The sequence below is a fragment of the Nostoc sp. GT001 genome (assembly GCF_030382115.1).
GTDB lineage: Bacteria > Cyanobacteriota > Cyanobacteriia > Cyanobacteriales > Nostocaceae > Nostoc.
The window spans coordinates 2,878,065-2,892,236 of sequence record NZ_JAUDRJ010000003.1; the positions used below are offsets into that span (position 1 = coordinate 2,878,065).

Below are 14,172 nucleotides of genomic sequence, written 5' to 3' on the forward strand. Positions count from 1 at the left end.
GTTTCTTTAATGGCGTATTTGGGTAGGGTTAGAACAACAGAACCAAGACAATAAAGTGGCGTAAAGCCTTAACGAAATTGGGTGGCGTTGAAACATTTGGTAAATTTGATCGGGTGATGCACCTTCTACATCTGGACTGTGCTGTGAAAGTCGCTGGATCAGTTGAGTATGGCGGATCAGCAAATCCGTCGGTTTGAGCATTGGGCTGTTGATGGAATGAAGCCGTCGGTATCGGAAGTATGGGATAATTCTGTGGTTTGAGTTGGCGAGGGAGAAGTGTAATTCTGTTCTTCAGTAGCTTCTGCAAATGCACAATTTAACGGAATCTGAATCCAGAATTCTGTCCCTTCACCTGGTTGAGAACGACATTTGAGCATTCCCCCATGTTTGTCTACAACAATTTGGTAGCTGATCGCCATGCCTAACCCGGTTCCCTTACCAATATCTTTCGTGGTGAAAAAGGGATCGTAAATGCGGCGAATTACCTCCTCCTTCATTCCTGGGCCGTTGTCAGCAATGCGAATCACAACCCATTGTTGGTCAAGGACTTTGGTACGAATAGTGATTTGGGAATTGGGGATTGAGGATTGGGAACTACTCCTGACTCCCGAATTTTCTATACCTTCTTCCAAAGCATCAATGGCATTTGCGAGGATGTTCATAAATACCTGATTCAACTGTCCGGGGTAGCATTCAATCAGAGGAAGTGTTGCATAGTCTTTAACGATTTCAATTGCCGGACGATGAACATCTGCTTTCAGGCGATGGTGAAGAATCATTAAGGTTCCATCGATGCCATCGTGGATGTTAACGGCTTTCATTTCTGCTTCGTCATGGCGGGAGAAGTTTTTCAAGGATTGGACAATTTCAACAATGCGACTTGTGCCCAGTTTCATTGAATCTAGCAGTTTGGGGAGATCCTGGATAATAAATTCCAGGTCTATGTTGTCTAACTCTGATTCCACTTCTGGAGGAGCAACAGGTAGGAATTTCTGATACTTTTCCAACAAGTGCAACAAGTCTTGAGCATATTCGGCAACATACTTTAAATTGCCGTAAATAAAGTTAACTGGGTTGTTGATTTCGTGGGCAACTCCGGCAATAAGTTGCCCTAGACTGGACATTTTTTCGCTTTGGATCAACTTAGTTTGGGCCAATTGCAATTCATGCAGAGCTTGCTGAAGCTTCTGTGTTTGGGCTTTTGCTTGGAGGGCTGCTTGAGTGCTTTGTTCGTAAAGCACAGCTTTGTCAATAGCGATCGCTGTTTGAGAGGCAAAGATACTCACCAGTTTCAGGTGTTCAGCCTTGTATGAGTCAGTTTTAGCCGTTCCAATGGCGATCGCTCCCAGTACCCGCTCTTTGGCTCGTAACGGTACACAAATCATTGCAGCAACGTTTTTTTGCCCCTCTAACCGAGGATCAGCTTGCACATCATTGACAAGTTCGGCTCGGTTGGATTGCACAATGTTGCCGATAATTCCCTTACCCGGTTCCGGCTGATTATGGTCAAAAAACACTCCAAATTCGGCAATGACTTCAAACGCAGTTGCATCTGGACTCAAAAGCAGAATCATTCCCGCAGATGATTCAATTAATTGACTCAATTCTTGCAGCACAAGTTGGGCAATCTGTCGCGTATCTAAACTTGTTGTGAGTTGAGTCGAGATATCGTCAAACAAATCAATTTCCTGGTATCGCTCTAACAATTCTTTAGCGAGTACTTTCTTCTCAGCTTCCTGCTTTGCCAGAAATGAGAGCAAATTTGCAAGTATAATTGCCTGTTCTTGCCCAACAACCCAACCGATGATTTCTCCTGAAACCTCGATTGGATAACGGTTTTCTACAGTTTGCTCCCCAATGCTAATCAGTTTCGTGCCGTCTACCAGTTCAACATCAATCGCGATGTTGAACTGGTAGACTAAGTTATTAATAAGAGATGGCAACTCTTTTTTGTTGAGCATCTTTCTGAGGCTAACTGCGGGCATGAAACACCTCATCTAGAGCAGGTTGCAAATTTTTGACAATCAGTGTTAGCTCGTTTGAGTAGTGTCTCAAACAGAAACCTACACTGTATTGCAACCTCCTACCACCTTCACCGTAGCTATCCGTACTCCTTTGTATAAGCAAGCTATGCCTAGCATCTCCAGAAAAGAGAGGAATTCTCATAAAAATCTAGGGATATAATAATTTACTAATTAAGACTAGTTTTCCCAAAAACCTTAGTGATATAACAGCGAAGTCGAGCGGTAGCAAATACCTTTAAACTCTGTACCAGAGGCATTTTTCCGTCCTTGTAACTTGCTTACTGTTTGATTCAGTTATAACAACTATAAGTAAAAAAAAATTAATTAGATAAAAGCATAGATTTAAATCTATGGTAAATTAATGTCTTTTGTTGCTATTCCTCATAAATTGGGAATTAGCTTTTTGGGTATATGGGTGAGCGTATTTCTGAGAGTATAATAATTACCTTTAATGTAACAAAAGAAGCTGCGATCGCAGCTTCTTTTGGTAATTTTAAAAAGTATTTAGGTAAGCGCTAGCTTTAGTTAGATCCGATAATCGCGAAAACGAAGTCTGAGTAATCGCAGCCAGCACAACCACATTTGTGCAGGTTGTTCAAAGAAGGTGAAAATATCGCCGAAACCTAAATTAGTTTTGTGATGATGCAACCAGTGTCTCTCAGGAGTGGTAATAAATAGAATTTGACATAAGATATTTACAGGCTTAGGAGTTTGCCAACCTAGTACACTTATGTGTCTCCACCATACATGAAACTGACCAAGCAGTAATCCAGAGATAACGCCAATGGGAGAGAAAGACCACAAGACTACTGCTATAAGTACATAAGGTAAAGCTCCCAAGATACCATCTAAAAGAACCTGGGGATTAAAAGTCAAAATAGCATAGTGGCGGAAGTCCTTCTTCCAGGAGTGGTGTGTTTTTAAATGAAGGCTACCAAAAACGTGCTCGGGTACGTGATAAAAGAATGTAGATAGAAAATCGCCAAAAAACAGTAATAACCAAGCAACAGCGATAGCCTCAAGCATTTGTACTCCTCAAGAATAGTTAATAAAACTCCACAGAAAATATGCAAATGTCATTCTGTGGGCGTAAACACCTAGTTTTCCGCCACTAAAGCAGCATCTGTGCATCTTATGTGTCTACACTCCAGCTAATTTTGCTCAGAGTATATGTAATTGGTTTAGTTGCAGTTTCTATGAATCTCCAATCCTTAATGCAGTAATCAGCAACTCCTAAGAACCTCCAATTTGACTTTTAACTCTGGGTTAATGGCATTAATACATCTAAAACCCGATAGCAATACAGTATTTTGCCATAGTTACTACACAATCTTCTTACTAAGGCATACAGCGTAAGCAAAGGTTGAGTTAAACTTAGTACAAATTTAGGTTAAGGCTTTCTACAATATTGTTAATTCTAAATTAATTGCAATCAATCTTCAATTATGACTCTATTTAGAATGATATAAATAGATATTATGCCAATATTAATTAAGTTATTGAGGTGAATAAAGTAGGTTTATAGTTTAATTGAAACACCGTAAAATTTTGATCGTCTAGAATTAACTAGATACCATATATATTTTCTTTAAATCGAGTAAAAATATTGCTCTCAACCTACACTTTCAATGATGAATTAAGATTGAAAAGACAGAAATACTTTTAGAATTTATCTTTATTTGCCAAGTCCGTTTGGATTCCCTTACTCTTAACCATTTGCTCGCTCTTATTGTAGATTGTAGATACTGGCGACTTTATGGTCAGCTTTGTCGTAGTTGCTGCTTTGCATAGTTTGCTACGCGCAGCGAATGGGTAGGCATTAGACTACAGCCTAAGCAGCGATAAAAAATTAAATGAATGGTAGAGTACCAAATATTGATTATTCCTTTATCATTTATAAACAAGTTAGTAAATCAGTAAAGCACACCTGCAATATTTATTTACAACGTGTCCTATTAAAAGGGTATCTCAGTATATCCAAAATTTAGGTTACTTTCCAGTTGGAAGGTAAAATCAGGATTTTAAGTTATGATTACACGATTTATCTATTTCAGTATGAACAAAAAATGGGCGGTCAAGCGAATCACTATAAACCTGGCATCAAATGAAGCCAAAAACCTTGAAAAATATTGTGAACAGACAGGTAGACCGAGCAACGGATGTAATTAGAGAACTTATTCGAGCCTTGCCACTGACGAAATAAAAGTATATTTGCGAACTATTTTACCTTGGTTTATTTTCAAGATATAAGTATTAAAATTTGGTTTAATTGGAGGTCTTAAATTCAGAGTTAGTAATTTTTTGTGATGATTGAGAGGAACGTAAAAATTTAGTTTCTGGCGTGCTGCGCTCATTTACGGCGGGCACAGCGCGCCAAAAAGAAGATGACACAATCGCTATTATTCAGTTGCACAATCAGGAGTGAGAGAATATTTTTTTGGTTCGGTCACTATCCTTATTCTCTATTGAGTTAGCAAATATACAGTTGTTAGGATCTAATCTATGATTACTGCTCTTGCAATTACTCACGTCAGAGTCAAATTGAAAACCTTTGTCCAAATTTGTAATACCTTCTACTTCAGCCATAACTCTTCTGGACTGGCGCTTTTCAGACTTAGCGTCAACGTCCAGCGAGCTCAAGGCAAAGCTTGAATGAGTTCTCGAATCACGTCTATTGCTAGTTTGCCTGCCTGTTCACAATACTTTTCAAGGTTTTGGGCTTCATCTGATGTCAAATTGATAGTAATTCGCTTAATCGCTCTTTTTTGACTGGAGGTTGTCAAACGGGGAAATTTAAGTGCAGCAGTTTTATTCATTGATTGATAAGCTAGATATATACAAACTTTCCTTATCAAGATTGCCAATTCTGAGCTGTCTTTACCAGTGAAAATCGAGATTTTGAGATTGAACTTAAGCTTTACTCCCCAAAAATATTACGGTGAATACGCAGTATNNNATAACTATTACNATACGTAATAATTCTCCCGTTAGCAAGTGCAATAAAGAAACTTTCGGCNNNAAAGATGATGTTAGCAATGCCCTAGAGTCCAGANNNTCTGTTGAGCAAGCGGCGTTGAATTACCGAGATGAGTGGATGCCAAAGGTGGTAAGAGGCAGGAGGAAAAGACATTTTCATTGTTCCTTGNNNGCCCAGCTGATGAAGTCTCTTGCAAAAGTGCTTTTGCAAGAGAGGGGTAAAGGGNNNAGGGTAAAGGGGAAGGGGACAATACAGAACCTTTTCTTTTCCCCTTCCTCCCGCCCCTTATCCCCAGAGGGAACCCCACCTTCCCCTTTTCGCAACTTATGTAAGAAGTCTACTGAATATTTTGGTAATATAACTGTTTTAAATCCTCTACAACATGACATTATTCGTTTGTTATGGCTATTACTCCATATCTATAGCAACCTAGTAGATAATTCCTTTTAATAAAAAGTGATTAAACAAACAGTGAGTTAATACATGACTTTACAGAATTGGAGACGTAAGCGTGGCGTTGCACTTACTACTAAGGGTTTACAAAAAATTAAAGAAGCAAAGCATCAGTCAGAAGCAAAAGAAAATTTTGGAAATCGGTATACTCTTGAAGAAATGAGTGTACGTTCTGGTTTATATTCCGCCACCATCTCGAAAGTATTGAATCGGGAAGGAGGAGTTGACAAACAGACTATTGAGAAGCTTTTTTCAGTTTTTAACTTAAAAATAGATAAAAGTGACTATTCAAGCTCAAATACTCGTCTAGATTGGGGAGAAGCTATCTTTAACTCAACTTTTTACGGGCGTATAGAAGAACTGATTACACTAGAGCAATGGATTCTCAATGAACACTGCCAATTGGTTGCACTATTGGGAATAGGAGGTATTGGAAAAACAGCACTGTCTGTAAAGTTTGCGCAAAAAATTCAGGACAACTTTGAGTATGTGATCTGGCGATCGCTGCGAGAAGCACCGCCTGTTAAAATTATCGTGGGTAACTTAATCCAATTTCTATCTGACGAACAGGAAACAGAAAGTAACTTACCAGAAAGTTTTAGCGATCGCGTATCGCGACTACTCTATTATTTACAAAATAATCGCTGTTTAGTGATCCTTGATAATGCAGAATCAATTCTCCGCAGTGGTAGCCGCGCCGGACTTTATCGAGAAGGATATGAAGAATATGGTGAGCTTTTAAGACGGGTAGGAGAAGCTACTCACCAAAGCTGCTTAGTGCTGACTAGTCGTGAAAAACCGAAAGAAGTGGCATTACTCGAAGGACAAGCACTACCTGTTCGCTCATTGCCAATGAGTGGCTTGAAGATGGTGGAAGGGCAAGAAATCTTGAAACTCAAGGGGCTATCGGCGGCAGAGGATGAATGGAAAGTAATGATTGAACGTTATGCAGGCAATCCATTAGCCTTGAAGATAGTTGCCACGACTGTTCAAGATATCTTTGATGGTAATGTGACTGAGTTTTTGCAACAAGACACTGCTGTTTTTGGAGACATTCGCGATATTTTAGAGCAGCAGTTTGAGCGCTTGTCAGATTTAGAAAAAAACATAATGTACTGGCTAGCGATTAATCGTGAGTCAATTACCCTGTCAGAATTACGAGACGATATTATATCACCAGTACCACCAGCAAAATTACTAGAGGCTGTAGAATCTTTAGGAAGGCGATCGCTAATCGAGAAGGCTACGCCTACGCTGATTGAAAAAACTGGATCATTCTTTACGCTCCAGCCTGTAGTTATGGAATATGTGACTAGTAGCTTGATAGAAAATGTCTGTGAGGAGATTGTCACTCAGAATATTGATTTATTCAGATGTCATGCTCTGATGAAGGCGACGGGTAAAGACTATGTTAAAGATACCCAAGTTCGTCTCATCATCAAACCAGTTATAGATGGCTTGCTTGATGTTTTAAGAAGTAAAAGAAATATTGAAAATCAATTAACTCAAATTATCACAAAACTCCGAGAGACATCGCCGTTAGAACCAGGATATACAACTGGCAATATTCTCAATTTGCTTTCTCATTTAGAAACAGATTTAAATGGCTATGATTTTTCTTATCTGACTGTTTGGCAAGCAGACTTGCGAAGTGTGAATTTACACAATGTAAATTTTGTTCATGCCAATTTGACCAAGTCTGTTTTTGCCGAAACCCTTGGCGGTATTCATTCTGTGGCATTCAGCCCTGATGGAAAACTTTTAGCTACGGGGGATACTAATAATGAGATTTGCTTGTATCAAGTTGCGGATGGGAAACAACTGCTTACCTGCAAAGGGCACACAGGTTTTATCTGGCCGGTTAGCTTTAGCCCTGATGGTCATATTCTTGCTAGTGGAAGTGATGATCAAACAGTTAAGCTGTGGGATACTCGCACTGGGCAATGCTTAACCACCTTAAATCAGCATAATGGTGGAATATGGTCAGTTACCTTCAGTCCCCAAGGCACTATACTTGCCAGTAGTAGTGAAGACCAAACAGTAAAACTGTGGCATACCAGCACCGGGCAATGCTTCAAAACTTTGCAGGGACATAGTAATCGCGTTACATCAGTCGCTTTCAGTCCTCAAGGTCTCACGCTTGCCAGTGGCAGTGATGACAAAACTGTGAAGTTATGGGATATAAGTACTGGGCAATGCCTCAATACCGTACAGGTTGATAATAGTGGGAGTCGGTCAGTCGCCTTCAGCCCTGATGGTAAAACTCTGGCTATTGGTTGTCATGATAAGATGGTCAGGCTATGTGATCTCAGTACAGGAAAATTTGTTCAGATTTTGCAAGGTCATACTGACTGCGTAAATTCAGTGGTTTTCAGTTCTGATGGTAAGACGCTAGCAAGTAGCAGTGATGACCAAACGGTGAAATTGTGGGATATTAATACGGGTCGTTGTTGTACAAGCTTACAAGGGCATAGTAGCAGAATACCGTCAATTGCTTTTAGTCCAGAAGGAACGAAAATAGCAAGTGGCAGTGAAGATCAAACAGTAATGTTTTGGGATATCAAGACTGGTAAATGCCTCAAGATATTGCAAGGTTATTGTAATGGGATTTGGTCGGTTACCTTCAGTTCAAACGGTCTTGTTATTGCCAGTGGCAGTAACGACCAAAAGGTTAAGCTCTGGGATGCTATTACTGGTAAATGCCTCAAAACTTTTCAGGGGCATAGTAATCGAGTCACATCAGTCGCTTTTAGTTCGGATAGTCAAATACTTGCTAGTGGTAGTGAGGATCAAACAGTGAAACTGTGGGATGCTAGTACTGGTAGATGCCTCAAAACTTTTCAGGGACATAGTAATCGAGTCACATCAGTCGCCTTCAGTCCAGACGGTCATCTGCTAGCCAGTGGTTGTCAAGACCAGACAGTAAGGCTATGGAGTATTAAAACGGGTCAATGCCTCGATATTTTGAAAGGGCATATGCATTGGGTATGGGTAGTCGCCTTCAGCCCGGATGGTAATCTGCTAGCCAGTGGCTGTCATGACAAAATAATAAGGCTATGGGATGTCAGCAGTGGTCGTTGTCTTCAGACTCTGCATGGTCATAATGATTGGATATGGTCACTTGCCTTTAGTCCTGATGGTCGAACGCTGGCAAGTGGTAGCACTGATAAAACAATCAAGCTGTGGAATGTCAATACAGGTCAGAATATTGAAACTTTAGAGGGGCATACCAGTTCAATCTACTCAGTCACCTTTCTAGATGCTTGTACATTGGCAAGTGGTAGCGGTGATCAAAATGTGAAACTATGGGATATCAGTACAAGCAGCTGCGTAAAAACTTTCTTTGGACATTCCAAGTTAGTTTGGTCAGTAGCCTTTAGTCCTGACACTCAAACCATTGCCAGTAGCAGTGAAGATGAGACTATAAAGCTTTGGAATGCAAAGACTGGTGAGTGCTTGACAACTTTGAAAAACTCTAAACTTTACGAAGGCATGAATATTAATGGAGTGATTGGTTTAAAAGAGGCTGAAAAAATTGTTCTCAAGAATTTAGGTGCGCTTGAGAATTAAAGAGGATTAACACAAATAGCTATTCGCGTTTCCAGAACAAAACTGTACCCAAGATACCAAAAGCCAATACTCCTAACACATTAGAAGATTCTGGGACAGAAGCTGACTTCAGTACTAAAAATGCAGATTCTCCGATTAGCCGATGAGCCGCGGTTGTAGGATGAACTGGGTCCCAAAATAAAAACTTATCTGGATTACAAGCTACTGGTTGGGTAGGCAAAGTCAAGGGGATCACTGATAAATCCTGTATGCAATAGTTCGTAGCATTTGTCAGGCTGAATTCCCTTGGCTCGGTGATTATCCTACTAAATAAGTCATTAACATTGAAAGGAATAATGTTGAGATGAGGGACTAGTCGTTGGTTCAAAAAGTTGATGGTCGCGTTCAAGCTAGAGTTATGTGCATCAGTCAACGTACTGAACAAGCTAGGTATTTGACTGTTGAAGTTTGCAACTGGAAACTTTCCCAAATCTGGCTGATTAACTACCAGAAAATCTTCAGCGCCTATGACAGCAAGCGATGTGACTGCTGCTGATATATTTGCAACTGCCTGATTAGGGTTGGGAACACCCCCCCCAAAGTAACTGAAGTAATCATTAGCACCAGCCCAGACGATATAAAGGGCGTTGGGATTAGCAGACGGATTTTCGGCTGTAAAGTTAGCGATCTGGGTTTGCAATCCGGGTAACGCAGGATTGCTAATGTTATTGACCCCGGTGGTAGCCCCTCCATAAGCAAAGTTATTGCGAGGATTGAAGGATAATCCTAAGTCTTGTGCCAGATATTCTACCCAAACTGAGCCATTGGAAAAACGTCCATCAAAGTATGTTGAGCTTGAGGGAAAGGTTTTATTTGTGGCATTGAATGCATTTCCTGTGTCTGAAAAGCTGTCACCAAAAACATAAATATCTTCATAATTCTGTGCCGCTAAGATTTTAAGCGGAAATATGAAAGACAACAGGAAAAATCCTGTCGTCAGAATTGTTTTTTTCATTTAATTATTGACTACACTTTAAATCTTGGTGTGTATCTTAGCAGGAAACGAACTATTCAGGTTCATTGACCGGAACAGGGCCTAGTGCCACACTACCCCAGCGGATTACGCTTGCAGAGGCAGAACTGGCGGCACCAAAGCCATAGAGTAAAACCAAGTCATTTTCGTGAATTTTGCCAAGTTGAGCAGCGTGGTACAAATTGGCTAGGGTTAGCGCTGGTCCCATGTTTGCATAAAGAGGGTAGACATTGATTGTGCGTTCTGAGTCAATGCCCAATACACGCGTACAGAAGCTTGCAAACCAAGCAGTGGGAGTATTAAAAATAAAAAAGTCAATTTGCTTCAGGGTAACACCAGCAGCAGCAATAGCCCCCTCACAACAAGTAAGCAGTAAATCCGCAGCTGTTTCGCCGATCACTTTATTCGTATCCTTGGGTACCTGCATTTGAAACCGTTGATTGCCTTCTTTGTCCTCAGTAAGTTTAAAAGACAATTGATCGCACAAAATACTAGTATTAACTGTCTTTGTACCAAGAATGCCTTGGTTTGGTTTTAGTGAACTAACTAGGAAAGCTCCAGCACCATCGCTAAAAAACCATGAAAGAGTATCGTCTTTATCGAAGAAGCGAGAGTACGTACAAGAGATCGCCACTAGGACATTGCGGTGCATTCCTGCTTGTACTAAAGCACAAGCAGTTTGAAGGGCAATTAGGGTACTAGCACACGATCCATCAAGGTTCCATGCGCCACACTGTAGTCCCAGTTGACGAGCAAGAAAGGCGGCATTGCCAAATCCGATTTTTTCAGGTAAAAACGAGGCGACGAGCAGGAGATCTACGTCATTGACAGAAAGCTTTGCCGCTTTGATGGCATCCTTGGCTGCCCGATACTCCAGGGTCAGCGACGACTCGCTAGGAGCAAGTATCCTCTGTTCAAAAGTGCCCCGAAAAGGATCTGACAGATAAGGCATCATTTCTAACTCAAACTTGTTGCTCGGCGTGGAATTATTTAGAGAGATCATTCTTGCCAAGCTTTTTTGCTCTACTTGAGCTACTATCTCAGGGTATTTTTCTTTGTAGTAATCTTTTGTACGTCTAATGCTAGGAAAGCTAACTGCTAGTGAGCAAATGCCTACGGAAGGGTACACCATGTTTAAGGTTATTTCAATAATTTGTAGTGCTTTGAGAAATTAAGTTATTAATACGATTTGAAATTGGTGCCTTCCAACTTGGGTCGATTATTACATCAACAACGAACGGATTAGTTGAAACAAGGGCTTTCTCTAGCGCAGCCTGAATGTCAGACTCCCTTTCGACACGAATGCCATCGGCTCCCATCCCGCAGGCAATCTTAACGAAATCCGTCTGTGGAATCTCTACATTTACACCCTTGAACCCTTGCATTGTTGTTCCCTGATCGCACATGTTGTAGCGCGAGTCATTGAGTACAATCCAAACAGCAGGAATCTGGTGTTGCACAGCTGTACTTATCTCGTTATTCATGAGCATGGCACCATCCCCAACAATTGCGACAGCTTTGCCATTTCTTGCCAGTGCCGCACCTACAACACCCGTAACAAAATGCCCCATAGACCCGAAGCCAGTGCTAACCCGAAAACGGCCTGGTTTAGTAAATCGTAGATGATGAATTGCCCAGGCAAAGGAGTTACCAGATTCAGCCATTACTACTGCATCGCTTCCTTCAACAATCACCTGTTGAATCGCATCCATAAGCACTTTGGGACGCACTAAACTGCCTGTGCATGGCTTGATTAAATCAAGTTCAGGTCGAGGCAGCGTTAGCGCCGTTGAGCGACTATCACTTACAGAAAAGTGCTTCAACAGCTCCTTGATGAACACTTTTATGTCAGACTGGATAGCAAATGTCTTAGCATCTGGATATGCTGCTCCTGGCACATCTCGGTCAATGTCAATATGCAAAAATCCCCGCTGGGGGATCATTGTAGGGTTCCAGAACGATGTAAACTCACCAAGGCGCGTTCCCAGAACCAAAGTGTGCAAAGGATAGTACTCCTGCATATATGTCAAAACAGATTTGTGTCCAGCAAAGCCTGTAACTCCTACAAATTGTGGATGATCTTCGGGAAAAATCCCTTTACCACGCGGTGAACACATTACTGCTGCGCCTGTTATCTCAGCAAGTTGCCGAATCTCTTCGGCAGCAGCGCGCGCACCGAAGCCAACCCAGATGGCAAAGGACCCTTCAGTCAGTAACCGGACACATTCTGCAATTGTTTCTTCACTTGCTGTTGCCACAGCATGAGACAGAGTTACTCGTGGCAACGAAGTTGTTAGTGAACTTGTCTGGATATTTGTAGGGATACTTAGATAGGCGACGAATCCTTCTGGTTGTGCTAGCCCGATGGCAAGCCTTCGAGATATCTCTGTGAGTTCATCGCTAGATTTGAGATTAGTCGCGTAATGGAATATTTGCCCCGAATTAAAAATATTTGTGCTGGGCATAGTGTATGCGCTGGTTTCCTGGAAAGCCCAACGTCCCCGCTGTGGTGCTGAGGTTGAAGCTGACACAAGAATTACCTTAGCGCCCTCCCAACGAGCAGCTAATAGCCCTGTCAAAGCGTTGGTGATCCCTGGACCAGTTGTAGTGAATATCACAACTGGGCGATCGCTAGCAAAATACGCCTCAATGGCTGCAAAAGCGGCTCCAGCTTCATGGCGAAAGTGCAACACCTGGATGGAACTTTGATGTAATGCAGCCCACACTGGGGCGATCGCACCTCCCGATACACCAAAGGCATACTGTACTCCCATATCTTCCAGGATTTTTACCACTGCTTCCGCTACCGAAAAAGTTTCGGATGGCTTGCTATTAGATGGCTGTTTACTTGAGTTTAATTGTTTAGTGGTATTCGCTTGTGTATCCTGAAATTTCACATCCATACAAACTATACTTAGGAATAATTTCCTTTCTGGAATAACTATTATCCCACACCTAAACTTAGTAATCTTGTAATATCAATGTAATATGAATTTATTTGGATAACGCCCATACAACTTCGGTGAGTACTGCTCTCTAACGCAGGTATAACTGTAAAACTACCTTGGTGGTTAACTTTGCCAATCTTTGAGCAACCTATAAGTTCCGTATTGCCCTGATATAGAAAAAATGTTTAGAGACTTCAATAACAGTGGATGTGGCGATGCCTGCGGTGGTCACTGAACGGCTGGTGAGCGGAGTCGAACCATGTCGTTCGCGTAGCGTCTCGTAGAGAAATGCGGGCTGCGCCAACGCAGATGGGTTCACCCGTCTTTTTAGTTTGTGAAAACTGAACACTATTAATCAAGCTTTGGAGTATAAAAAGGTGATTGAATTAAATCAGTATAAGGCTTTAACTTTCGATTGTTACGGAACCCTAATTGATTGGGAAAATGGCATCTTAGGGGTGCTAAAGCCACTTTTGCTGGCACACAATACTAATTTAGATAACGATCAAATTCTTGATATTTTTGCTGAATTTGAAGCAGAACTGGAAAAAGGAGAATATATCAAATATCGAGAAGTTTTGAAAAAAGTAGTTCAGAAATTTGGTGGAAGATTTGGTTTTGAGCCAACTGCTGACGACCTAAATTCACTTGCCAATTCGATTCAGTATTGGCTGCCTTTCCCCGATACAGTTGAGGCACTTAGAACTTTAAAGCAAAAGTTTAAGCTGATAATTATCTCAAATGTAGATGACGATCTCTTTGCTTTCTCGGCAAAGCACTTGGAGGTGGAATTTGACGAGATAATCACAGCAGAACAGGCAAAAAGCTACAAACCCTCCTTCAACAACTTCAGACTGGCTATTGAGAGAATTGATTTGCCGTTAGAGCAGATATTACACGTTGCCGCTAGTGTATATCATGATATCGTGACAGCCAAATCTCTGGGATTATCAACAGTCTGGGTAAATCGTCGAGCAGAGCAAGGGGTTAGTGCGAACTTGCCAGCAGTCACTCAACCTGATTTAGAAATGCCTGATTTGAAGACTCTCGCGGCTTTAAGTTCACAGTAATTTGCTGATTTGAATTTAACCACGAGAGCAACAAAAAGGAGATCGTATTTAGATAGAGAGATGCCAAAGAAAGAATTTGTTGTTAAAAAACTAAACAGGGATTGCAACATAGATTGAT

At 41.3% G+C, this 14,172-nt stretch carries 7 protein-coding genes and 2 pseudogenes; 3 read left to right on the forward strand and 6 right to left on the reverse strand.

Translation table 11 applies throughout. The features are described 5' to 3' along the window. Positions 1 to 6: 6 nt before the first annotated feature. Positions 7 to 1,985 (reverse strand): annotated as a pseudogene (locus tag QUD05_RS15110) (sensor histidine kinase). A 564-nt stretch (positions 1,986 to 2,549) separates the two neighbouring features. Next, positions 2,550 to 3,050 (reverse strand): sterol desaturase family protein, encoded by a 501-nt coding sequence (locus tag QUD05_RS15115; RefSeq protein WP_289796776.1) that lies wholly within the window; start codon positions 3,048 to 3,050, stop codon positions 2,550 to 2,552. Between the two features lie 1,029 nt (positions 3,051 to 4,079). Between QUD05_RS15115 and QUD05_RS15120 the strand changes: the two are divergent. Continuing rightward, a pseudogene (locus QUD05_RS15120) lies at positions 4,080 to 4,227 on the forward strand (ribbon-helix-helix domain-containing protein). Between the two features lie 433 nt (positions 4,228 to 4,660). Here QUD05_RS15120 and QUD05_RS15125 read toward each other — a convergent pair. Next, positions 4,661 to 4,840: a ribbon-helix-helix domain-containing protein gene (locus QUD05_RS15125; protein WP_289796777.1), complete on the reverse strand. Its 180-nt coding sequence runs from the start codon at positions 4,838 to 4,840 to the stop codon at positions 4,661 to 4,663. 644 nt (positions 4,841 to 5,484) lie between these two features. Here QUD05_RS15125 and QUD05_RS15130 point away from each other — a divergent pair. Then, complete coding sequence (locus QUD05_RS15130) at positions 5,485 to 9,024, forward strand: WD40 domain-containing protein (protein ID WP_289796778.1); 3,540 nt, start codon at positions 5,485 to 5,487, stop codon at positions 9,022 to 9,024. 19 nt (positions 9,025 to 9,043) lie between these two features. Here the strand turns inward: QUD05_RS15130 and QUD05_RS15135 are convergent, their stop codons facing one another. The 3 genes from QUD05_RS15135 to QUD05_RS15145 are packed head-to-tail and all read right to left on the reverse strand — an operon-like array spanning position 9,044 to position 12,939. After that, positions 9,044 to 10,018 carry an SGNH/GDSL hydrolase family protein gene (locus tag QUD05_RS15135; RefSeq protein WP_289796779.1) on the reverse strand — a complete coding sequence of 325 codons (975 nt, stop codon included), beginning with the start codon at positions 10,016 to 10,018 and terminating at the stop codon, positions 9,044 to 9,046. Positions 10,019 to 10,070: 52 nt separating this feature from the next. Continuing rightward, on the reverse strand, positions 10,071 to 11,168 hold the full coding sequence (locus QUD05_RS15140) for a 3-oxoacyl-ACP synthase III family protein (protein WP_289796780.1): 1,098 nt from the start codon (positions 11,166 to 11,168) through the stop codon (positions 10,071 to 10,073). A gap of 13 nt (positions 11,169 to 11,181) precedes the next feature. Continuing rightward, the gene (locus QUD05_RS15145) at positions 11,182 to 12,939 is read right to left on the reverse strand and encodes a ScyA-related TPP-binding enzyme (protein ID WP_289796781.1); all 1,758 of its coding nucleotides are present in this window, start codon (positions 12,937 to 12,939) and stop codon (positions 11,182 to 11,184) included. 422 nt (positions 12,940 to 13,361) lie between these two features. Between QUD05_RS15145 and QUD05_RS15150 the strand changes: the two genes are divergently transcribed. Beyond that, a complete protein-coding gene (locus QUD05_RS15150) occupies positions 13,362 to 14,054 on the forward strand; it encodes a haloacid dehalogenase type II (RefSeq protein WP_289796782.1) in 693 nt (230 codons plus the stop codon). Positions 14,055 to 14,172: the final 118 nt, after the last annotated feature.